30 protein-coding genes, 1 tRNA gene and 1 riboswitch are annotated in these 18,965 nt (G+C 64.9%); of the genes, 4 read left to right on the plus strand and 27 right to left on the minus strand.

The window, feature by feature from the left end; translation table 11 throughout:
• Positions 1-109 precede the first annotated feature (109 nt).
• From rplO to MC45_RS11885, 26 genes are all read right to left on the minus strand, one after another.
• Entirely contained in the window at positions 110-652 is a 543-nt protein-coding gene (gene rplO, locus MC45_RS11760) for a 50S ribosomal protein L15 (protein ID WP_038663364.1), read from the minus strand.
• Between the two features lie 191 nt (positions 653-843).
• Positions 844-1,020 carry a 50S ribosomal protein L30 gene (rpmD, locus tag MC45_RS11765; protein ID WP_038663366.1) on the minus strand — a complete coding sequence of 59 codons (177 nt, stop codon included), beginning with the start codon at positions 1,018-1,020 and terminating at the stop codon, positions 844-846.
• 5 nt (positions 1,021-1,025) lie between these two features.
• The gene (gene rpsE, locus MC45_RS11770; protein WP_038663369.1) at positions 1,026-1,805 is read right to left on the minus strand and encodes a 30S ribosomal protein S5; all 780 of its coding nucleotides are present in this window, start codon (positions 1,803-1,805) and stop codon (positions 1,026-1,028) included.
• Position 1,806: 1 nt separating this feature from the next.
• On the minus strand, positions 1,807-2,163 hold the full coding sequence (rplR, locus tag MC45_RS11775; protein WP_038663371.1) for a 50S ribosomal protein L18: 357 nt from the start codon (positions 2,161-2,163) through the stop codon (positions 1,807-1,809).
• Positions 2,163-2,696, minus strand: coding sequence for a 50S ribosomal protein L6 (gene rplF, locus MC45_RS11780; RefSeq protein ID WP_038663374.1), 534 nt, complete (start codon positions 2,694-2,696; stop codon positions 2,163-2,165). Before rplF ends, rplR begins: the two co-directional genes overlap by 1 nt.
• Positions 2,696-3,091: a 30S ribosomal protein S8 gene (gene rpsH / locus MC45_RS11785; RefSeq protein WP_037534152.1), complete on the minus strand. Its 396-nt coding sequence runs from the start codon at positions 3,089-3,091 to the stop codon at positions 2,696-2,698. The genes rplF and rpsH overlap by 1 nt, the downstream gene beginning before the upstream one ends.
• A 9-nt stretch (positions 3,092-3,100) precedes the next feature.
• Entirely contained in the window at positions 3,101-3,406 is a 306-nt protein-coding gene (rpsN, locus tag MC45_RS11790) for a 30S ribosomal protein S14 (RefSeq protein WP_038663377.1), read from the minus strand.
• A gap of 41 nt (positions 3,407-3,447) precedes the next feature.
• Positions 3,448-4,035 carry a 50S ribosomal protein L5 gene (gene rplE / locus MC45_RS11795; RefSeq protein ID WP_038663381.1) on the minus strand — a complete coding sequence of 196 codons (588 nt, stop codon included), beginning with the start codon at positions 4,033-4,035 and terminating at the stop codon, positions 3,448-3,450.
• Positions 4,028-4,345, minus strand: a complete 318-nt coding sequence (rplX, locus tag MC45_RS11800) for a 50S ribosomal protein L24 (RefSeq protein ID WP_038663384.1) — start codon at positions 4,343-4,345, stop codon at positions 4,028-4,030. Before rplX ends, rplE begins: the two co-directional genes overlap by 8 nt.
• Positions 4,345-4,713, minus strand: coding sequence for a 50S ribosomal protein L14 (rplN, locus tag MC45_RS11805; protein ID WP_037534160.1), 369 nt, complete (start codon positions 4,711-4,713; stop codon positions 4,345-4,347). Before rplN ends, rplX begins: the two co-directional genes overlap by 1 nt.
• A gap of 162 nt (positions 4,714-4,875) precedes the next feature.
• The gene (rpsQ, locus tag MC45_RS11810; RefSeq protein ID WP_037534161.1) at positions 4,876-5,148 is read right to left on the minus strand and encodes a 30S ribosomal protein S17; all 273 of its coding nucleotides are present in this window, start codon (positions 5,146-5,148) and stop codon (positions 4,876-4,878) included.
• Positions 5,149-5,158: 10 nt separating this feature from the next.
• Positions 5,159-5,362, minus strand: coding sequence for a 50S ribosomal protein L29 (gene rpmC, locus MC45_RS11815; protein ID WP_038663387.1), 204 nt, complete (start codon positions 5,360-5,362; stop codon positions 5,159-5,161).
• 2 nt (positions 5,363-5,364) lie between these two features.
• Positions 5,365-5,799 carry a 50S ribosomal protein L16 gene (gene rplP / locus MC45_RS11820; protein ID WP_037534163.1) on the minus strand — a complete coding sequence of 145 codons (435 nt, stop codon included), beginning with the start codon at positions 5,797-5,799 and terminating at the stop codon, positions 5,365-5,367.
• A 13-nt stretch (positions 5,800-5,812) separates the two neighbouring features.
• Positions 5,813-6,520, minus strand: a complete 708-nt coding sequence (rpsC, locus tag MC45_RS11825) for a 30S ribosomal protein S3 (protein ID WP_037534164.1) — start codon at positions 6,518-6,520, stop codon at positions 5,813-5,815.
• A complete protein-coding gene (rplV, locus tag MC45_RS11830; RefSeq protein WP_038663392.1) occupies positions 6,520-6,897 on the minus strand; it encodes a 50S ribosomal protein L22 in 378 nt (125 codons plus the stop codon). The genes rpsC and rplV overlap by 1 nt, the downstream gene beginning before the upstream one ends.
• Positions 6,897-7,172, minus strand: a complete 276-nt coding sequence (gene rpsS, locus MC45_RS11835) for a 30S ribosomal protein S19 (RefSeq protein WP_017979490.1) — start codon at positions 7,170-7,172, stop codon at positions 6,897-6,899. The genes rplV and rpsS overlap by 1 nt, the downstream gene beginning before the upstream one ends.
• Positions 7,173-7,174: 2 nt before the next feature.
• Positions 7,175-8,014: a 50S ribosomal protein L2 gene (gene rplB / locus MC45_RS11840; protein WP_037534170.1), complete on the minus strand. Its 840-nt coding sequence runs from the start codon at positions 8,012-8,014 to the stop codon at positions 7,175-7,177.
• 5 nt (positions 8,015-8,019) lie between these two features.
• Positions 8,020-8,331, minus strand: coding sequence for a 50S ribosomal protein L23 (locus tag MC45_RS11845; protein ID WP_038663397.1), 312 nt, complete (start codon positions 8,329-8,331; stop codon positions 8,020-8,022).
• Positions 8,324-8,950, minus strand: a complete 627-nt coding sequence (rplD, locus tag MC45_RS11850; RefSeq protein ID WP_038663400.1) for a 50S ribosomal protein L4 — start codon at positions 8,948-8,950, stop codon at positions 8,324-8,326. Before rplD ends, MC45_RS11845 begins: the two co-directional genes overlap by 8 nt.
• 2 nt (positions 8,951-8,952) lie before the next feature.
• Positions 8,953-9,702, minus strand: a complete 750-nt coding sequence (gene rplC / locus MC45_RS11855) for a 50S ribosomal protein L3 (RefSeq protein ID WP_038663403.1) — start codon at positions 9,700-9,702, stop codon at positions 8,953-8,955.
• Between the two features lie 287 nt (positions 9,703-9,989).
• Positions 9,990-10,298, minus strand: a complete 309-nt coding sequence (gene rpsJ, locus MC45_RS11860) for a 30S ribosomal protein S10 (RefSeq protein WP_007406109.1) — start codon at positions 10,296-10,298, stop codon at positions 9,990-9,992.
• Between the two features lie 271 nt (positions 10,299-10,569).
• A complete protein-coding gene (gene tuf, locus MC45_RS11865; RefSeq protein WP_038663408.1) occupies positions 10,570-11,763 on the minus strand; it encodes an elongation factor Tu in 1,194 nt (397 codons plus the stop codon).
• Between the two features lie 179 nt (positions 11,764-11,942).
• Positions 11,943-14,039: an elongation factor G gene (gene fusA, locus MC45_RS11870; RefSeq protein ID WP_038663410.1), complete on the minus strand. Its 2,097-nt coding sequence runs from the start codon at positions 14,037-14,039 to the stop codon at positions 11,943-11,945.
• 84 nt (positions 14,040-14,123) lie between these two features.
• Positions 14,124-14,594 (minus strand): 30S ribosomal protein S7, encoded by a 471-nt coding sequence (gene rpsG / locus MC45_RS11875; protein WP_037534182.1) that lies wholly within the window; start codon positions 14,592-14,594, stop codon positions 14,124-14,126.
• A 57-nt stretch (positions 14,595-14,651) separates the two neighbouring features.
• Complete coding sequence (gene rpsL / locus MC45_RS11880) at positions 14,652-15,023, minus strand: 30S ribosomal protein S12 (protein ID WP_010185487.1); 372 nt, start codon at positions 15,021-15,023, stop codon at positions 14,652-14,654.
• A 219-nt stretch (positions 15,024-15,242) separates the two neighbouring features.
• A complete protein-coding gene (locus MC45_RS11885; protein WP_245640716.1) occupies positions 15,243-16,262 on the minus strand; it encodes an alpha/beta fold hydrolase in 1,020 nt (339 codons plus the stop codon).
• A 130-nt stretch (positions 16,263-16,392) separates the two neighbouring features.
• On the opposite strand from MC45_RS11885, the gene MC45_RS11890 reads away from it, so the two are divergent.
• The 4 genes from MC45_RS11890 (at position 16,393) to nusG (ending at position 17,646) form a co-directional block, all read left to right on the plus strand.
• Positions 16,393-16,468, plus strand: a tRNA-Trp gene (locus MC45_RS11890).
• A 98-nt stretch (positions 16,469-16,566) separates the two neighbouring features.
• Entirely contained in the window at positions 16,567-16,710 is a 144-nt protein-coding gene (locus tag MC45_RS19325) for an LPXTG cell wall anchor domain-containing protein (RefSeq protein ID WP_137898699.1), read from the plus strand.
• Positions 16,711-16,901: 191 nt separating this feature from the next.
• A complete protein-coding gene (gene secE / locus MC45_RS11895; protein ID WP_017979500.1) occupies positions 16,902-17,099 on the plus strand; it encodes a preprotein translocase subunit SecE in 198 nt (65 codons plus the stop codon).
• A 10-nt stretch (positions 17,100-17,109) separates the two neighbouring features.
• Complete coding sequence (nusG, locus tag MC45_RS11900; protein WP_037534189.1) at positions 17,110-17,646, plus strand: transcription termination/antitermination protein NusG; 537 nt, start codon at positions 17,110-17,112, stop codon at positions 17,644-17,646.
• A 64-nt stretch (positions 17,647-17,710) separates the two neighbouring features.
• Here the strand turns inward: nusG and MC45_RS11905 are convergent, their stop codons facing one another.
• Complete coding sequence (locus MC45_RS11905) at positions 17,711-18,778, minus strand: threonine aldolase family protein (protein ID WP_038663415.1); 1,068 nt, start codon at positions 18,776-18,778, stop codon at positions 17,711-17,713.
• Positions 18,779-18,828: 50 nt separating this feature from the next.
• Positions 18,829-18,938: riboswitch (SAM-I-IV-variant riboswitch) on the minus strand.
• Positions 18,939-18,965: the final 27 nt, after the last annotated feature.

Below are 18,965 nucleotides of genomic sequence, written 5' to 3' on the forward strand. Positions count from 1 at the left end.
AAACGGCGGGATGCGTTTGAACCGCCCCGCCGCTCATATAGGCGCTGGGTGCGCCTTGTCTAATCGGTCCGGCGCTTTGTGTCCCCGCGCGCGGCGGGGACACAAAAGATTACGCCTTGAACGACGCCTTCTTTTCCTGACGCGCCTTGTACTGCACGCCCTTCTTGGCGGCGGCCTTCTCGGCGGCGGGGACGATCGTCGGGATGTCGAGCGAACCGCCGGTCTTCTCGACCTGCGCGCGCGCACCCGCCGACGCACCGGCGACGTGGAAGGCGAGCTTGGTGGTCAGCTCACCCTTGGCAAGCAGACGGACGCCGTCCTTGCCGCCACGGACGAGGCCGGCCGCCTTCAGCGCCGCCTGGTCGATCGTGCCGTCGGTCGACAGCTTGCCCGCGTCGATCGCCTTCTGGATCGCGCCGGTGTTCACCTCGGCATAATCCTTGGCGAAGATGTTGTTGAAGCCGCGCTTGGGCAGACGCATGTGGAGCGGCATCTGGCCGCCCTCGAAGCCGGCGATGCTGACGCCCTCGCGGCTCTTCTGACCCTTCTGGCCGCGGCCGCCGGTCTTGCCCTTGCCCGAACCGATGCCGCGTCCGACGCGGATCTTGGACTTGCGGGCACCCTGGTTGTCGCGGAGTTCGTTGAGCTTCATGATATGCACTCGCTTTCGCTTTTGTCGCGCTGATGGAAAAAGGAAGGGGGCCACTTAGCCCCCTTCCCCGTATTTGTCACTAGGTCGGAACCGCCACCGTTCCGTCACGCCGGCCGAAGAGCCGGAGTCCCGCTTCTTCCAAAACGAAAGGAGCGGGACCCCGGATCAAGTCCGGGGTGACGGACGACGTATCAGCCCTGTACCTCGATCATATGTGCAACCTTGCGGATCATCCCGCGGACCTCGGGGCTGTCTTCCAGCTCCGAGACCTTGTGCATCTTGTTGAGGCCGAGGCCGATCAGCGTCGCGCGCTGATCCTTGGTGCGGCGGATCGGCGAACCGGTCTGCTTGATCTTGATCGTCGCCATGTCAGTTACTCCACGACGGCCGCTGCGTCCGCCTCGGCGGTCTGCGAACCACCGCGGCCGAGCAGGTCGGCGATCTTCTTGCCACGACGCTGCGCGACCGACTTCGGCGAAGTCTGCTCACCCAGTGCCTCGAACGTGGCGCGGATCATGTTGTAGGGGTTGGACGTGCCGACCGACTTGGTCACCACGTCGGCAACGCCGAGGCTCTCGAAGATGGCGCGCATCGGGCCACCCGCGATGATGCCGGTGCCCTGCGGGGCCGAACGGAGCGTCACGCGACCGGCACCGAAGTGACCGTTGCCGTCGTGATGCAGCGTGCGACCGTCCTTCAGGGGAACGCGGACCATCGCCTTCTTCGCGGCCGCAGTGGCCTTGGAGATGGCTTCCGGCACTTCGCGCGCCTTGCCGTGACCGAAGCCGACGCGGCCCTTGCCGTCACCAACGACGACCAGTGCGGCGAAGCCGAAGCGCTTGCCGCCCTTCACCGTCTTCGAGACGCGGTTGATGTGGACCAGCTTCTCGATCAGCTCTTCGCCGCCGTCATCCTGGCCGGGACGACCGCCACGATTGTCGCGACCGCGACCGCCGTCACGACCACCGCGATTGCCACCGGGACCGCCGGGACCACGGCCACCGCCGCCACCACCACGACCGCCGCGCGGCGGACCGCCGCGACCACCACCGGGACCGCCGAAGCCGCCCTGCTGGCCGCCCTGCGGCGCCGAATTGGCCTCCTGGGGAGCGCCTTCAGCCGCTGCGGGCTGCACGTTGTTCTCGTCAGCCATATTAGAACTCCAATCCGGCGGCACGCGCCGCCTCAGCCAGCGCCTTGACGCGGCCGTGGAACAGGAAGCCGCCACGATCGAACACGACCTGCGTCACGCCGGCGGCCTTCGCCGCCTCCGCCACGCGGGTGCCGACGGCGGTCGCTGCCGCGATGTTGGCGCCGGACGTGTCGCGCACGTCCTTCTCCAGCGTCGAGGCCGAAGCGACGGTCTTGCCGGCGACGTCGTCGATCACCTGGGCATACATGTGCTTGCCCGAGCGATGGATCGACAGCCGCGGGCGGGTGCCCGAACGTGCCTTCAGCGCGGTACGGTTGCGCCGACGGCGCTTCGCGAAAAGAGAGAGACCCTTGGTCATTACTTCTTCTTCCCTTCCTTGCGGAAGATGAACTCGCCGTCGTACTTGATGCCCTTGCCCTTGTACGGCTCGGGCTTGCGCCACTGACGGATCTCGGCGGCCAGCTGGCCGACCTTCTGCTTGTCGGAACCGCTGATCTCGACGGTCGTCGCGTCCGGCGTCTTGACCTCGATGCCTTCCGGCACGTCGATGTTGACGTCGTGGCTGTAGCCGAGCTGCAGCTTGAGGTTACGACCCTGTGCGGCGGCACGGTAGCCGACGCCGGTGATCAGCAGCTTCTTGGTGAAGCCGTCGGTCACACCGGTGACCAGGTTCTGCACCATCGTCCGCTGCATGCCCCAGAACGCGCGCGCGCGCTTGGTGTCGTTGGCCGGCTGCACCTGGATGCCGCCGTCCTCGAGCGTGTAGCTGATCTCGTCGCGGAGCGGCATGGTGAGGGTGCCCTTGGGGCCCTTCACGCTGATGATGCCGTCGTTGATCGTCGGGGTCACGCCGGCCGGCAAGGCGATCGGCTTCTTACCAATGCGGCTCATCAGAAGACCTCCGCGAGCACTTCGCCGCCGACATTCTGCTCGCGCGCTTCCGCGTCGGACAGAACGCCACGAGGCGTCGAGACGATGGTGATGCCGAGGCCGTTGCGGACGCGGGGAAGTTCCTGTGAGCCGGAATAGACGCGACGGCCGGGCTTCGAGACGCGGGCGACATGCTTGATCGCCGGCTGGCCCTCGAAATACTTCAGCTCGATGCGGACGCCCGCTGCGGGGCCCATCTGCTCGTCGCTATAGCCACGGATATAGCCTTCGCGCTGCAGCACGTCGAGCACGCGGATGCGCAGCTTCGACGCCGGCGAGAGGACGGAGTCCTTCTTCGCGCGCTGGCCGTTGCGGATGCGGGTGAGCAAATCACCCAGGGGATCGGTCACTGCCATGATGAATCCTTACCAGCTCGACTTGGTGAGACCGGGGATCATGCCCTTATTGGCCAGATCACGGAGCATCACGCGTGCGAGACGGAACTTGCGGTAATAAGCGCGCGGGCGGCCCGTGATCTCGCACCGGTTGCGGATGCGGGTCGGGTTCGCGTTGCGCGGCAGTTCCGCCATCTTGAGGCGAGCGATCAGACGCTCGCTCTCGTCGAGGCTCTGGTCATTCGCCATCGCCTTCAGCTTCGCCAGCTTGGGAGCATATTGCTTCACAAGCTTCTTGCGACGCTCATTCTTGTTGATCGAACTCAGTTTCGCCATGGACTTAAGCTCTCTTCCTTACTTCAGGAAAGCGAGGCTGCTCACGCAGCCTGCTTCTGCTGCTCAGCCTCGGGCTGAGGGAACGGGAAACCGAAGAGACGGAGCAGCTCGCGCGCCTCGTCGTCGGTCTTCGCCGTGGTGGTGACGATCACGTCCATGCCGCGCACCTTGTCGATGCGGTCATAGTTGATCTCGGGGAACACGATCTGCTCCTTGATGCCGCAGGCGTAATTGCCACGGCCGTCGAAGCTCTTCGGGTTGAGGCCGCGAAAATCGCGGACGCGGGGAAGAGCGATCGTGATGAAACGGTCGAGGAATTCGTACATGCGCTCGCGGCGAAGGGTGACCTTCACGCCGATCGGCATGCCCTCACGCAGCTTGAACTGCGCGATCGACTTCTTCGCCTTGGTGATCACGGGCTTCTGGCCGGCGATCAGCTCCATTTCGGAAGCGGCCTGGTCGACGCGCTTCTTGTCCTGGGTGGCCTCGCCGACGCCCATGTTGAGGACGATCTTCTCGATCCGGGGGATCTCGTTGACGTTCTTATAGCCGAACTTCTCGACCATCGCCTTGACGATCGTGTCCTCGTAGATGCCCTTCATGCGGGGCTTGTAGGCTGCATCAGCCATCGATCTTGTCCCCCGTCTTCACGGCCACGCGGACCTTCTTGCCGTCCTGCGTCTCGAAGCGGACGCGGGTGGGCTTGCCGTCGGCGGTCACGTGCGCGACCTTCGAGATGTGCAACGGCGCCTCGATCTTCTCGAGACCGCCCTGCGGGTTCGCCTGGGTCGGCTTGCGGTGACGCGTCGCGACGTTGACGCCGCCGACGACGACCTTGCCGTCCTTCGGCATCGCCAGGGTCACGGTGCCGGTCTTGCCCTTGTCCTTGCCGGACAGGACGATGACCTGGTCACCCTTCTTGATCTTCGCGGCGGCCATTACAGCACCTCGGGAGCGAGAGAGATGATCTTCATGTGCTTCTTGCCACGCAGCTCGCGCACGACCGGGCCGAAGATACGGGTGCCGATCGGCTCCTCGTTCTTGTTGACCAGGACGGCGGCGTTGCCGTCGAAGCGGATGGTCGAGCCATCGGCACGGTGGATGTCCTTGGCGGTGCGGACGATGACCGCGCGATGCACGTCACCCTTCTTCACCTTGCCGCGGGGCTGTGCTTCCTTGATGCTGACGACGATGATGTCGCCGACGGTGGCGGTACGACGCTTCGAGCCGCCCAGCACCTTGATGCACTGCACCCGCTTCGCGCCACTGTTGTCAGCGACGTCGAGATTGGATTGCATCTGGATCATCGATCCATTTCCTTCTCGTCTATGGGGTGGATACCGACCCAACCCCGCCTAAAATAACGACCCCGGCGCAGCGGACTGCACCGGGGGAGCGGCCCTGTACCCACTCCGCTGGCAGGACGCAAGCCCTGCCCTGTTCATCCGCCGGCCGAAGCCGGCGGTGAGTTATGCGTCGACGTCGACCCGCTCGGGCGTCGCATGGGTGTTGACCCGATCGACGACCTTCCAGGTCTTCAGCTTGGAGATCGGTGCGGTCTCTTCGATCCGCACGGTTTCACCCTGCTTGTACTCGTTCGCCTCGTCATGGGCGTGGTACTTCTTCGAGCGACGGATGATCTTGCCGTAGAGCGGGTGCTTGACCTTGCGCTCCACGTTCACGACCACCGTCTTGTCGCCCTTGTCGGACACGATCAGTCCGGTCAGCACGCGCTTCGGCATCTGATGTTCCTTACTTGGCAGCCGCGGCGCTGGTGCGCTGCGCCTGGAGGGTCTTGATCCGCGCGATGTCGCGACGGACTTCCTTGACGCGGCTCGGCTTCTCGAGCTGGTTCGTCGCCGCCTGGAAGCGGAGGTTGAACTGCTCGCGCTTCAGCTGGCCGAGGCTCTCGGACAGCTGATCGTCGCTCTGGCTAAGAAAATCGGACTTGGCCATTATCACTCGCCTCCGAGGTGGCTGGTGTCACCCAGGCGGGCGACGACCTTGACTTTGATCGGGAGCTTCATCGCGGCACGCTCGAACGCCTCAGCGGCGATCTTGCCTTCGACGCCGTCGAGCTCGAACAGGATCCGGCCCGGCTTGACGCGGGCGGCCCAGAATTCGGGCGAACCCTTGCCCGAGCCCATGCGGACTTCGGCCGGCTTCGACGAGACGGGGACGTCCGGGAAGATGCGGATCCACAAACGCCCCTGGCGCTTGATGTGACGCGTGATCGCGCGGCGGGCCGCCTCGATCTGGCGTGCGGTGATCCGGTCCGGCTCCATCGCCTTCAGGCCGTACGACCCGAAGTTGAGGCTGGTGCCACCCTTGGCGTCGCCATGGATGCGGCCCTTGAAGGCCTTGCGGAATTTGGTGCGCTTTGGCTGCAACATGTCGTGTCAGTCCTTAACGACGGTCGTCGCGGGCCGGGCGGACGCCGGAGGTCTGAGCCTCCATCATCAGCCGGTCCTGCGCCATCGGGTCATGGCCGAGGATCTCGCCCTTGAAGACCCAGACCTTCACGCCGCACACGCCGTAGGACGTATGGGCCTGGGCCTCGGCATAATCGATGTTCGCGCGCAGCGTGTGCAGCGGAACCCGACCTTCGCGATAGCTCTCCGACCGTGCGATCTCGGCGCCGCCGAGACGGCCGCCGCAAGCGACGCGGATGCCGTCGGCACCCAGGCGCATCGCCGACTGCACCGCACGCTTCATGGCGCGGCGGAAGGCGATACGACGCTCGAGCTGGTCGGCGATACCCTGTGCGACGAGCTTGGCGTCGATCTCCGGCTTGCGGATCTCGACGATGTTCAGCGACACGTCGGACTTGGTCATCGCGCCGATCGTCTTGCGCAGCTTCTCGATGTCCGAGCCCTTCTTGCCGATGATCACACCGGGACGGGCAGCGAAGATCGAGATGCGGCACAGCTTGGCCGGACGCTCGATGACGACCTTGGAGATGGCGGCCTGCGGCAGCGTCTTCATGATGAAGGCGCGGATCTTAAGATCCTCCAGCAGCAGCTGGCCATAATCATGGCCTTCGGCGAACCAGCGGCTGTCCCAGGTCCGGTTGATCTGGAGCCGCATGCCGATGGGGTTGCTCTTGTGACCCATTATGCTTCTTCCTGCTCGCGCACGACGATGCGCAGACGGCTGAACGGCTTCAGGATGCGGGTGGACTTGCCACGGCCGCGGGTCGCGAAGCGCTTCATGGTGATCGACTTGCCGACCGAGGCCTCGGCGACGACGAGCGCGTCGACGTCGAGGTTGTGGTTGTTCTCGGCGTTGGCGATGGCCGAGGCCAGCACCTTGCGCGCGTCGATCGCCATCGCCTTGGTCGAGAACTGAAGGATGCTCATCGCATCGCCGACCGGCTTGTTGCGGATCAGCGCCGCGACCAGGTTCAGCTTCTGCGCCGAACCACGGATCTGCGTCGCGACGGCAAGCGCTTCCTTCTCGCCGACCTTGCGGGGGGATACAGGCTTGCTCATCAGCGCTTGCCCTTCTTGTCAGCGGCGTGACCCGGGAAGTAGCGCGTCGGCGCGAACTCACCCAGCTTCATGCCGACCATGTCTTCATTGACCGACACCGGCACGAACTTGCGGCCGTTGTAGACGTTGAACGTGAGGCCGACGAACGACGGCAGGATGGTGGAACGACGCGACCAGGTCTTGATCGGCGCGCGGCCACCGGCATCCTGCGCGGTTTCCGCCTTCTTCAGAAGGCTCAGTTCGACGAACGGGCCCTTCCAGACTGAACGAGCCATGGTTAGCCCTTCCTCTTAGTCGAATGACGCGACCGGATGATCATCTTGTCGGTCGACTTATTGTGACGGGTGCGAGCACCCTTGGTCGGCTTGCCCCAGGGCGTAACCGGATGACGGCCGCCCGAGGTCCGGCCTTCGCCACCGCCGTGCGGATGGTCGACCGGGTTCTTGGCGACGCCGCGGGTCAGCGGACGCTTGCCCATCCAGCGAGAACGCCCGGCCTTGCCGAGGTTCTGGTTCTGGTTGTCCGGGTTCGACACCGCACCGACCGTCGCCATGCACTCGCCACGGATGTAGCGCTGCTCGCCCGAGTTGAGGCGGACGATGACCATGCCGCGGTCACGACCGACGACCTGCACGTAGGTGCCGGCCGAACGGGCGATCTGACCACCCTTGCCCGGCTTCATCTCCACGTTGTGGACGATGGTGCCGACGGGCACCTGGCCCAGCTCCATGGCGTTGCCCGGCTTGGTGTCGGTCTTCTTGGCCGCGAGGACCTTGTCGCCCGGCGCCAGCCGCTGCGGCGCGATGATGTAGGCCAGCTCTTCGTCGGCATACTTCACCAGCGCGATGAACGCGGTGCGGTTGGGGTCATATTCCAGACGCTCGACCGTGCCCTCGACGTCCCACTTGCGACGCTTGAAGTCGACGTAGCGATACTTTTGCTTGTGACCGCCGGCGATGCCGCGCGACGTCACATGACCCTTGTTGTTGCGACCACCGGTCTTGCGCTTGCCTTCGGTAAGCGCCTTGACCGGCTTGCCCTTGTAGAGCGCGGATTTGTCGACGAGGATCAGGCCGCGGCGGGCCGGGCTCGTCGGGTTGTAATGCTTGAGTGCCATGACCCTTAGATCCCCGTCGTCACGTCGATGGACTGGCCGTCCTTCAGGGTGACAATGGCCTTCTTCATGTCCGAGCGCTGGTAAGGAGCGCCCTTCCACTTCTTGGTCTTGCCCTTCTGGACGATCGTGTTCACGCCGGTCACGGTGACGTCGAAGAGAGCCTCGACGGCAGCCTTGATCTCGGGCTTGGTCGCGTCGTTCGCGACCTTGAACACGACGGCGTTATGCTCGGAGAGCAAGGTCGCCTTTTCGGTGATGTGCGGCGCGACGATCACGTCATAGTGACGGTTGTCGACGGCCTTCTGCTGCTTAGCCATTGAAGCGAGCCTCCAGCTTCTCGACCGCCGCGCGGGTCAGCACCAGCGTGTCAGCCTTCAGGATGTCATAGACGTTGGCACCGGCGGACGGCAGCACGTTGATGCCGTGCAGGTTGCCCGCGGCGAGCGCGAAGCTCGTCTCGACGGCGTCGCCGTCGATGACCAGCGCCGACTTGCCGAAGCCGAGCTTGGCGAGATCGCCGACCAGCGTCTTGGTCTTGTTGTTCTCGACCGCGATGCTGTCCATGACGATCAGCGAGCCGGCCTTGGCGTGGCTCGAGAGGGCCATCTTCAGACCGAGGGCGCGAATCTTTTTGTTCAGACCGGGGTTGAAGTCACGGACGCGGGCGCCGTGAGCCTTACCACCGCCGATGAAGACGGGAGCGCGGCGATCGCCGTGACGGGCGGTACCGCCGCCCTTCTGGCGACCGAACTTCTTGCCGGTGCGCGCGACGTCCGCACGCTCGCGGGTGCCACGAGCCGTCTCGCGACGCTTCTCGAGCTGCCAGGTGACCACGCGGTGCAGGATGTCGGCGCGCGGATCGAGGCCGAAGACCTCGTCGTTGAGCTCGACGTCCGCCGCAGCGGTGCCGGCGAAGGATTGAACCTTGACCTTCACGTTCAGCCCTCCTGGCCGTCGGTAGCTTCCGGCGCGCTCGTCTCTGCGGGCGTGTCGGCTGCGGTGTTGCTGTTGGCAGCCTGCTTCAGGCTGGCGGGATAGGGAGCCTCGGCATGCGCCTTGACCTTGACCGCGTCCTTCACGAACAGCCAGCCGCCCTTCGAACCGGGCACCGAGCCCTTGACGAAGATGAGGCCGCGCTCGGCGTCGGTACCGACGATCTCGAGGTTCTGCTGCGTGCGGTTGCGGTCGCCCATGTGGCCGGCCATCTTCTTGTTCTTGAAGACCTTGCCCGGATCCTGGCGCTGACCGGTCGAACCGAGCGAACGGTGCGAGACCGAAACGCCGTGCGTCGCGCGCAGACCCTTGAAGTTCCAGCGCTTCATGCCGCCGGCGAAGCCCTTACCCTGGGTACGACCCTGGATATCGACCAGCTGACCGGCGACGAAATGCTCGGCCGAGATTTCCGCACCGACGTCGAGGAGATTGTCCTCGCTGACGCGGAATTCGGCGACGACCGCCTTGGGCTCGACCTCGGCCTTGCCGAAGTGGCCGCGCTGCGGCTTGGCGACATTCTTGGCTTTTGCGACGCCAGCACCGAGCTGAACGGCAGTGTAGCCATCACGATCTTGTTCGCGACGGGCAATGACCTGGAGGCCTTCGAGCTGCAGGACGGTGACCGGCACGTGGCGGCCATCATCCTGGAACAGGCGGGTCATACCCATTTTCTTCGCGATCACGCCAGTGCGCATGATCCATTACTCCATTACAGAGGCACGCCCGGGACCATTCCCGTACGTGCGTGCGGCACCTCGCTAAAGGTGCCATCCAGCCCGATTGTATGTACGTCGCCCCGTCCCGGGCTGGTCGCCCCCGTTGCCGGGAACATGACGGGAGACGCTGGCCCGGCAACCGAAGCGGCCGGCGGTATCTCGTGTCTGTCAGGTACTCCGCCGTGGCGAAGGTCCCGAACCGCTGCTCCGCCTGGGCGGAAAACAGCAAACCCGCGGGACTCACGTCGACCGCGGGATGCGGGCCATTACGCCAGCTTGATCTCGACGTCAACGCCTGCGGCGAGGTCGAGCTTCATCAGCGCGTCCACGGTCTGCGGGGTCGGCTGCACGATGTCGAGCATGCGCTTGTAGGTGCGGACCTCGAACTGCTCGCGCGACTTCTTGTCGATGTGCGGGCCGCGGTTGACGGTGAACTTCTCGATGCGGGTCGGCAGCGGAATCGGACCGCGGATGAGCGCGCCGGTGCGGCGCGCGGTGTCGGCGATGTCGCCGGTCGCCTGGTCGAGCACACGATGATCGAACGCCTTGAGGCGAATGCGGATATTGCTGTCCATGATCCCTACCGATGCGAAGGAGCACGACCCCGGCCGTCTCCACCGCCGGTTGGCGGAGGACTCGTGCCGCTGGTGCTGGACCGGCGGGATGAGATCGGCTGCCCGTTATGACGGATGCAGCGCGACGACGAGAAAGAGCCGTAACTCAGTAAAACTTGGAGGAGCGCCCTTAAAGGAGCCCTCATTAAATAGCAACAGCCCGACACTCCTTTTTGGGAGTGCCGGGCCGCTGTTTTTCGATCGGGCCGGCGCCGTGACGCCGGTCCGGATCTTACTTGGCGATTTCGCTCACGACGCCCGCGCCGACGGTACGACCGCCCTCACGGATGGTGAAGCGCTGGCCGACGTCCATGGCGATCGGCGCGATCAGCTTGATGCCGAGCGAAATGTTGTCGCCGGGCATGACCATCTCGGTGCCCTCGGGCAGCTCGACGGTGCCGGTCACGTCCGTCGTGCGGAAGTAGAACTGCGGACGATAGTTGGCGAAGAACGGCGTGTGACGGCCACCCTCTTCCTTCGACAGCACGTACACTTCCGACTGGAAGTCGGTGTGCGGCTTGATCGAGCCGGGCTTGCAGAGCACCTGGCCACGCTCGACTTCGTCGCGCGCAACACCGCGGATCAGCGCACCGACGTTGTCGCCCGCCTGGCCCTGGTCGAGCAGCTTGCGGAACATCTCGACGCCGGTGACGGTGGTCTTGCGGACGGTCGGGTGGATACCGACGATCTCGACTTCCTCACCGACCTTGACGATGCCGGTCTCGACGCGGCCCGTGACGACCGTACCGCGACCCGAGATCGAGAACACGTCCTCGATCGGCATCATGAACGGCTTGTCGAGCGGACGCTCCGGCTGCGGGATGTACTCGTCGACCTGCTTCATCAGCTCGAGCACGGCGTCCTTGCCGAACGTGTCGTTCGAACCCGACAGCGCGCAGGTCGCCGAACCCTTGATGATGGGGATATCGTCGCCCGGGAATTCGTACGAGCTGAGCAGCTCGCGGATTTCCAGCTCGACCAGCTCGAGGATTTCCTCGTCGTCGACCAGATCGACCTTGTTCATGAACACGACCATCGCCGGCACGCCGACCTGACGGGCGAGCAGGATGTGCTCGCGGGTCTGCGGCATCGGGCCGTCGGTGGCCGACACGACCAGGATCGCGCCGTCCATCTGCGCGGCGCCAGTGATCATGTTCTTCACATAGTCGGCGTGGCCCGGGCAATCGACGTGCGCATAGTGGCGGTTCGGCGTCTCATACTCGACGTGCGCGGTCGAGATGGTGATGCCGCGCTCGCGCTCTTCCGGCGCCTTGTCGATGTTCGCGAAGTCGACGGCGGTGCCGCCGGTCGTCTCTGCCAGCACCTTGGTGATCGCGGCGGTCAGCGACGTCTTGCCATGGTCGACGTGGCCGATGGTACCGATGTTGAGATGCGGCTTGTTCCGCTCGAATTTTGCCTTAGCCATTTTCCTACCTTCTGATTCGAATTCGGTGCCGCCGGGGCCACGCGAACGCGGCCCTTTAGCGGTAGATGATTGGTAACGCCAGCCCCTGCCCGCAGCCTAAGTCCGGCGACCGCCGGCATCAGGCGCGGGTGGCAGGCCTTTCGGCATCCCGGGGCCAGGTCACCCTGGCCCCGTGCGCCTTAGGCCATCTTCGCCTTGATCTCGTCGGCGACGTTGGTCGGAACCTCGTCGTAGTGCGAGAACTGCATGCTGTACTGCGCGCGGCCCTGAGTGAACGAGCGGAGCTGGTTCACGTAGCCGAACATGTTGGCCAGCGGCACCATCGCCTCGACCGTCTGCGCGTTGCCGCGGCTGTCGGTGCCCTGGATCTGGCCACGACGGCTGTTCATGTCGCCGATGACGTCGCCGAGATAATCCTCGGGGGTGACGACCTCGACCTTCATGATCGGCTCGAGCAACTTGATGCCGGCCTTCTGGGCCGCTTCGCGCATCGCGCCACGCGCGCAGATCTCGAACGCCAGCGCCGACGAGTCGACGTCATGGTAGGCGCCGTCGTACAGATGGACCTCGAAGTCGATGATCGGGAAGCCGATCAGCGAACCCGTCTCGGCGGTCTCGCGCATGCCCTTCTCGACGGAGGGGATATACTCCTTCGGGATGTTGCCGCCCTTGACCTCGTCGAAGAACTGGAAGCCCGAGCCACGCTCGCCGGGGACGACCGTCAGCTTGACGCGACCGAACTGACCCGAACCACCCGACTGCTTCTTGTGGGTGTAGTCGATGTCGACCTTCTTCGCGAGATATTCGCGATAGGCCACCTGCGGCGCGCCGACGTTGGCCTCGACCTTGAACTCGCGCTTCATGCGGTCGACGAGGATCTCGAGGTGGAGCTCGCCCATCCCCTTGATGATCGTCTGGCCCGATTCGGCGTCCGACGAGACGCGGAACGACGGGTCCTCGCGCGCGAGACGATTGAGCGCGACGCCCATCTTCTCCTGGTCGGCCTTGGTCTTCGGCTCCACCGACAGCTCGATCACGGGCTCGGGGAATTCCATCCGCTCAAGGATGATCGGGGCGTTGATCGCGCAGAGCGTGTCACCGGTCGTGGTATCCTTGAGACCCGCCAGCGCGACGATGTCGCCGGCATAGGCCACCTGGATGTCCTCGCGGTCGTTCGCATGCATCAGCAGCATGCGGCCGACCTTTTCCTTCTTGTCCTTGACCGAGTTGGTCACCTGCGACGCCGCCTCGAGCTTGCCCGAATAGATGCGCGCAAAGGTCAGCGTGCCGACGAACGGATCGTTCATGATCTTGAACGCCAGCGCCGAGAACGGCGCGGTGTCGTCCGACGGACGCTCGTCCGGCGTCTCGCCGTCGAGCTTCACGCCCTTGATCGCCGGAACGTCGAGCGGCGACGGCAGATAGTCGACGACCGCATCGAGCAGCGGCTGCACGCCCTTGTTCTTGAACGCCGAGCCGCAGACGACCGGCACGAATGCCATGCCGAGCGTGCCCTTGCGGATCAGCATCTTGAGGTCGGCGACCGACGGCTCGTTGCCCTCGAGATACGCCTCCATCAGCGCATCGTCCTGCTCGACCGCCATCTCGATCAGCTCGCTGCGATACTTGGCGGCCTTCTCGGCCATGTCCGCAGGGATGTCCTGATATTCGAACTTCGCGCCCAGGCTCTCTTCGAGCCAGATGATCGCGCGGTTGTTCACGAGGTCGACGAGGCCCTTGAAGCCGCCTTCCATGCCGATCGGCAGGTACAGGACGGCCGGACGCGCACCGAGACGCTCGATGATCGAATCGACGCAGAAATAGAAATCGGCACCGGTGCGGTCGAGCTTGTTGACGAAGCACATGCGCGGCACGCCGTACTTGTCGGCCTGACGCCACACGGTCTCGGACTGCGGCTCGACGCCGGCGACGCCGTCGAAGCAGGCGACCGCACCGTCGAGCACGCGCAGCGAACGCTCGACCTCGATCGTGAAGTCGACGTGGCCCGGGGTATCGATGATGTTGATGCGGTGTTCCGCACCCTTGCCCTCGTCAGCCGACCAGAAGCACGTGGTCGCGGCGGACGTGATCGTGATCCCGCGCTCCTGCTCCTGCTCCATCCAGTCCATCGTCGCGGTGCCTTCGTGCACTTCGCCGATCTTGTAGGACTTGCCGGTGTAATAGAGGATGCGCTCGGTCGTGGTCGTCTTGCCGGCGTCGATGTGCGCCATGATGCCGATGTTGCGATAGCGATCGAGCGGATGGCTGCGGGCCATGATCGTGGTTTCCTTAGAGATGTGGGGAGCGCAGCTTCCGCCGGCTCCCCACGATATAGGTTAGAAGGTCGAGGCTTCCAAGCCTTACCAGCGGTAGTGGCTGAAGGCGCGGTTGGCTTCGGCCATACGGTGCGTGTCTTCGCGCTTCTTCACCGCGTTGCCGCGGTTGTTGGCGGCATCCATCAGCTCGCCCGACAGGCGCGCCGACATGGTGTTCTCGCTGCGCGCACGGGCGGCGGCGATCAGCCAGCGGATGGCCAGCGCCTGGGCGCGCTCCGGACGGACCTCGACGGGGACCTGATAGGTCGCACCGCCGACGCGGCGCGAACGCACCTCGATGCCCGGCTTGATGTTGTTGAGCGCGTCGTGGAACACGCCGATCGGCTCGCGCTTGGCGCGGCTTTCGACGGTTTCGAGCGCACCGTAGACGATCAGTTCCGCGACGGACTTCTTGCCGTCGAGCATGACCGAATTCATGAACTTCGAGAGAACCTCATCCCCGAACTTGGGATCAGGCAGGATGACCCGCTTTTCGGGACGACGACGACGTGCCATTTCAAAAACCTTTCTAACTTCAGCCTGGTGGATGATCCCCCAGAGGGGACATCCGGCTTACTTCGGACGCTTGGCGCCGTACTTGGAGCGGGACTGACGGCGATCCTTGACGCCCTGCGTATCGAGCACGCCGCGCAGGACGTGGTAGCGGACGCCGGGAAGATCGCGCACACGGCCGCCGCGGATCAGGACCACCGAGTGCTCCTGAAGGTTGTGGCCTTCGCCCGGAATGTAGCTGATGACTTCGCGGCTGTTGGTCAGGCGGACCTTGGCCACCTTGCGCAGCGCCGAGTTCGGCTTCTTCGGGGTCGTCGTGTAGACGCGGGTGCAGACGCCGCGCTTCTGCGGGTTCTGCTCCATCGCAGGGACCTTCGACTTGGCCTTCTGCGGGTCGCGGCCCTTGCGGACCAGCTGGTTGATCGTCGGCATGAAGCCTTCACCTCGTATGTGGGTTACTTTGCTGGAGCCTTCACAGCACTTCGGAATACAAAAAGGGACGGATGGCGGCGCATGCACCACCCCGGCCCCACAACTTTGCATCCAGCAATGTTCAAGCATGTCCGACGGATCGCTCCGACGGACGGGGCGGGCCTATACGCAGAGTCGCGCCGCGGGTCAACGGGGGCGCCCGTCCCCCGAGCGGGCGGACTAGCGCCGCGCGGCGAGCGTCGCCAGCAACACCTTTTCGAATCGCGCCGGATCCTCGACCTGCGGGGAATGGCCGAGCCCGTCGAGCGGGACGAGCGTCGCATTGGGCATCTGCGTCACCGCTTTCTTGGCGACGATCGGGATCGCCTCGAGGAACTGGCGCAGGTTGGGCGGCGTCTGCGCCCGGCCGAAGGCGGTCCGGTCGAGCGTGCCGATGAGCAGCGTCGTCGGCGGCTTCAGACGGTACAGCTCGTGCGCGACCGGCTGCGTCTTGATCATCTCGCTGGTCTTGGCCTGGGCGAGCGCCACCGCGTCGCGCCCCGCCCCCTGATACATGCCCGCCAGCATCCACACCCAGCGATCATAGGCCGGCTTCCAGGTGCCGTGATAGTAATTCTGCTGCTGATAGGCCTTGATCGACGCATAGCTCGCCTTGCGCTCGCCCGCCCACAGCGTGTCGACGTCGACGTACGGCAGCCCCTCCTCCGACCGGTCCTTGAGGCCGAGCGGATTGACCAGCACCAGCCGCTCGACCGCCTCCGGATACAGGATGGCGAAGCGCATCGCGAGCATGCCGCCGAAGGAATGACCGACGATCGCCGCACGGCCGATGCCGCGCGCCTCCATCAGCCGGCGGGTGAAGGACGCCAGCATCTCGAAACTATATTGGGCGGCGCGCGGCTTGGCCGATTTGCAGAAGCCGATCTGGTCGGGAACGAGGACGCGATAGCCGGCATTGGCGAGCGCCCGCGCGCTGCTTTCCCACGTCGCGCCGCAGAAGTTCTTGCCGTGCAGCAGCACCACGCTGCGGCCGTTCGGCCGCGCCGGGGCGATGTCCATGAAGGCCATCGTCGCGGGCTGACCGACGATGTCGAAGGTCATCGTCTGCACCGGCCAGGGATAAGTGAAGCGTTCGAGATTGGGGCCAAGCTCGGGCACCGCGACCGGATCTGCGGCGATTCCGACCGCAGGCAGACATGCGAGCGCCAGTGCCGCGCCCGTCGCCATGATCTTCGCCAACCGTCGTCTCCCGTACCAGTTTCGTTACTGCCCCATAATGAGATCGCTACCGGCCGTCACCCGTGCGATGACGATCGCACAGGACCGTCTTGCCCTTTTTTTCGCAAGGCGGTAGAGGCCGCGGCGCTGCAGGAGTGTAGCTCAGTTGGTAGAGCATCGGTCTCCAAAACCGAGGGCCCACGGTTCGAGTCCGTGCACTCCTGCCAGTCCCGCCCGCGACGCGCCGGCCGGACCTTGACCGAACGCAATGAATTTTTTGTCATATTGGCGGTGACGCCGACATTCGGCCTGCTATAAAGCGGGCATGGATGAGGCTACTCGATTTACGCTGGTTTATGCCATTATCGGCGTGTTGCTGCTGATCGGCATACCGACGCTGATCGTATATTTGCGCAAGCGCAAGCGCGAGAAGCTGCGCCGGCGCGGGATCAAGACCTACGGTCATTGAGTTGCGCCGCGGGCGCGCCGGCGCGGCGCCTCCCGGCGGACTTGCCTTTACCGGCCCGCGCGGCTATCTGCGCAGGCCATCCGAAAGCTGAGGACGGGCCACGCCGGTTCCCCACATGAGGGAAGCGGCAGCGGCCTTATGTCTTCAGCGACACGGATTTTCGTGATTCCAGCGGGTTTTGAGAAAAAACAGTGGCGAAGACGACCCCCATCGAATTCATCCGTCAGGTGCAGGCCGAGACCAAGAAGGTCGTCTGGCCGACCCGGCGCGAGACGATCATGACGGGCGTGATGGTGGTCATCATGACCACGATCCTCGCGCTGTTCTTCCTGGGCGTCGACACGTTCTTCAACGCGGTCGTCCAGGCGCTGCTCAAGCTCGCGAAGTAAGGGTTTTCCAATGGCGCGCTGGTACATCATTCACGCCTATTCGGGCTTCGAGGGCAAGGTCCGCGACGCGATCATGGCCGAAGCGACGCGGCTCGGCCTCGAGCAGCTCGTCGAGCAGATCGAGGTGCCGACCGAGACGGTGACCGAGGCCCGCCGCGGCAAGAAGATCGCGGTCGAGCGCAAGTTCATGCCCGGCTACGTCCTCGCCAAGCTCAACATGAACGACGACGTCTACCACCTCGTCAAGAACACGCCCAAGGTGACCGGCTTCCTCGGCAGCATGGGCAAGCCGCAGGCGATCAGCGAGGCCGAGGCCGCGCGCATGCTCAACAGCAAGGAAGAGGCCGCCGCGGCGCCGAAGACCAAGGTCAAGGTCGATTACGAGATCGGCGACGCGGTCAAGGTGCTCGAAGGGCCGTTCGCGAGCTTCAACGGCATCGTCGAGGAACTCGATTTCGACAAGTCGAAGGTCAAGGTGTCGGTGTCGATCTTCGGTCGCGCCACCCCGGTCGAACTCGACTTCGAACAGGTTGAACGCTCGAAGTAATCGCGACCAGTGTCGCGGTACGAAGGGCCGGAGCGGCGACGCTCCGGCCCTTGTCGTATCCGGCTCAGGCAGCCGCGCAGGCGAAAGCGTCCGCGCCCGCATCCCCCGCGACGGCGCGCAGGTCGGCGATCAGGGCGTCGACGCGCGCCGGATCGGCATCCCAGGCGAACATGAACCGCGCGCCGCCGCCGATGAAGGTGTAGAAGCGCCACCCCCGCGCGCGCAGGCCGTCGAGCACCGTGTCGGGCGCGGTGAGGAAAACGGCATTCGCTTCGACCGGGAACATCAGGTCGACGCCGGGCAAATCGGCAACCGCCGCCGCGAGCCGGTCGGCGCAGGCGTTGCCGTGTTCGGCGTTGCTCAGCCAGGCGCCGCTTTCCAGCAGGCCGACCCAGGGCGCCGACAGGAAGCGCATCTTCGAGGCGAGCTGCCCCGCCTGTTTGCAGCGATAGTCGAAATCCTGCGCGAGCGCGGGATCGAAGAACAGCACCGCCTCGCCGACCGCCATGCCGTTCTTGGTGCCGCCGAAGCACAATACGTCGACGCCGGCGCGCCAGGTGATGTCCGCCGGGCGGCATCCCAAGGTCGCGCAGGCATGCGCGAAGCGGGCGCCGTCCATGTGCAGCCGCAGGCCGAGTTCGCGGCACACCGCCGACAGCGCCTGCACCTCGGCAACGGTATAGACCTGCCCCGTCTCGGTCGGCTGGGTGATCGTCACAACGCGCGGCTTGGGGAAATGGATATCGGCGCGCCCCGTGGCGAGCTTGCGGATCGCCTGCGGATCGAGCTTGCCGCTCTCGGTCGGCGCGACGAGCAGTTTCGAGCCGTTCGAGAAGAATTCAGGCGCGCCGCATTCGTCGGTTTCGACATGCGCCTGCGCCGAGCAGATCACGCTGTGATAGGATTGGCAGAGCGAGGCGAGCGCGAGCGAATTGGCGGCGGTGCCGTTGAAGGCGAAGAACACCTCGCATTCGGTCTCGAACAGGTCGCGGAAGGCGTCGGAGGCGCGCTGCGTCCAGTCGTCGTCGCCGTAGGCGCTGGCCGAGCCGCGATTCGCACGGTCCATCGCCTGCCACGCCTCGGGGCAGATTCCGGCATAATTGTCGCTGGCGAATTGCTGGGCGTCGGTCACGTCGCTGTCCTTGTTCCGGTTCGATGCACCAGAGACGAAGCGACGTGTGGCGTGATCCCGTTGGTTGCCGGTCCGGCCACATCCCTCCATCTGCATGGAGGCACCACCTTGCTCGGGAGCAGGTTGGTGTCGGGCGTCGTCCCGACTCTTGATGCTGCCGCCCCCTTAGCGGCCATGACGTATACGA

This window comes from Sphingomonas taxi, from assembly GCF_000764535.1.
Taxonomy (GTDB): domain Bacteria; phylum Pseudomonadota; class Alphaproteobacteria; order Sphingomonadales; family Sphingomonadaceae; genus Sphingomonas; species Sphingomonas taxi.

Coding starts and splice junctions, on each gene's coding strand:
- rplO (WP_038663364.1), bottom strand. CDS start 652: ATGAAGCTCAACGAACTCCGCGACAACCAGGGTGCCCGCAAGTCCAAG.
- rpmD (WP_038663366.1), bottom strand. CDS start 1,020: ATGGCGACGATCAAGATCAAGCAGACCGGTTCGCCGATCCGCCGCACC.
- rpsE (WP_038663369.1), bottom strand. CDS start 1,805: ATGGCTGACGAGAACAACGTGCAGCCCGCAGCGGCTGAAGGCGCTCCC.
- rplR (WP_038663371.1), bottom strand. CDS start 2,163: ATGACCAAGGGTCTCTCTCTTTTCGCGAAGCGCCGTCGGCGCAACCGT.
- rplF (WP_038663374.1), bottom strand. CDS start 2,696: ATGAGCCGCATTGGTAAGAAGCCGATCGCCTTGCCGGCCGGCGTGACC.
- rpsH (WP_037534152.1), bottom strand. CDS start 3,091: ATGGCAGTGACCGATCCCCTGGGTGATTTGCTCACCCGCATCCGCAAC.
- rpsN (WP_038663377.1), bottom strand. CDS start 3,406: ATGGCGAAACTGAGTTCGATCAACAAGAATGAGCGTCGCAAGAAGCTT.
- rplE (WP_038663381.1), bottom strand. CDS start 4,035: ATGGCTGATGCAGCCTACAAGCCCCGCATGAAGGGCATCTACGAGGAC.
- rplX (WP_038663384.1), bottom strand. CDS start 4,345: ATGGCCGCCGCGAAGATCAAGAAGGGTGACCAGGTCATCGTCCTGTCC.
- rplN (WP_037534160.1), bottom strand. CDS start 4,713: ATGATCCAGATGCAATCCAATCTCGACGTCGCTGACAACAGTGGCGCG.
- rpsQ (WP_037534161.1), bottom strand. CDS start 5,148: ATGCCGAAGCGCGTGCTGACCGGACTGATCGTGTCCGACAAGGGCGAC.
- rpmC (WP_038663387.1), bottom strand. CDS start 5,362: ATGGCCAAGTCCGATTTTCTTAGCCAGAGCGACGATCAGCTGTCCGAG.
- rplP (WP_037534163.1), bottom strand. CDS start 5,799: ATGTTGCAGCCAAAGCGCACCAAATTCCGCAAGGCCTTCAAGGGCCGC.
- rpsC (WP_037534164.1), bottom strand. CDS start 6,520: ATGGGTCACAAGAGCAACCCCATCGGCATGCGGCTCCAGATCAACCGG.
- rplV (WP_038663392.1), bottom strand. CDS start 6,897: ATGAGCAAGCCTGTATCCCCCCGCAAGGTCGGCGAGAAGGAAGCGCTT.
- rpsS (WP_017979490.1), bottom strand. CDS start 7,172: ATGGCTCGTTCAGTCTGGAAGGGCCCGTTCGTCGAACTGAGCCTTCTG.
- rplB (WP_037534170.1), bottom strand. CDS start 8,014: ATGGCACTCAAGCATTACAACCCGACGAGCCCGGCCCGCCGCGGCCTG.
- MC45_RS11845 (WP_038663397.1), bottom strand. CDS start 8,331: ATGGCTAAGCAGCAGAAGGCCGTCGACAACCGTCACTATGACGTGATC.
- rplC (WP_038663403.1), bottom strand. CDS start 9,702: ATGCGCACTGGCGTGATCGCGAAGAAAATGGGTATGACCCGCCTGTTC.
- rpsJ (WP_007406109.1), bottom strand. CDS start 10,298: ATGGACAGCAATATCCGCATTCGCCTCAAGGCGTTCGATCATCGTGTG.
- tuf (WP_038663408.1), bottom strand. CDS start 11,763: ATGGCTAAGGCAAAATTCGAGCGGAACAAGCCGCATCTCAACATCGGT.
- fusA (WP_038663410.1), bottom strand. CDS start 14,039: ATGGCCCGCAGCCATCCGCTCGATCGCTATCGCAACATCGGCATCATG.
- rpsG (WP_037534182.1), bottom strand. CDS start 14,594: ATGGCACGTCGTCGTCGTCCCGAAAAGCGGGTCATCCTGCCTGATCCC.
- rpsL (WP_010185487.1), bottom strand. CDS start 15,023: ATGCCGACGATCAACCAGCTGGTCCGCAAGGGCCGCGACCCGCAGAAG.
- MC45_RS19325 (WP_137898699.1), top strand. CDS start 16,567: ATGGATGAGGCTACTCGATTTACGCTGGTTTATGCCATTATCGGCGTG.
- nusG (WP_037534189.1), top strand. CDS start 17,110: ATGGCGCGCTGGTACATCATTCACGCCTATTCGGGCTTCGAGGGCAAG.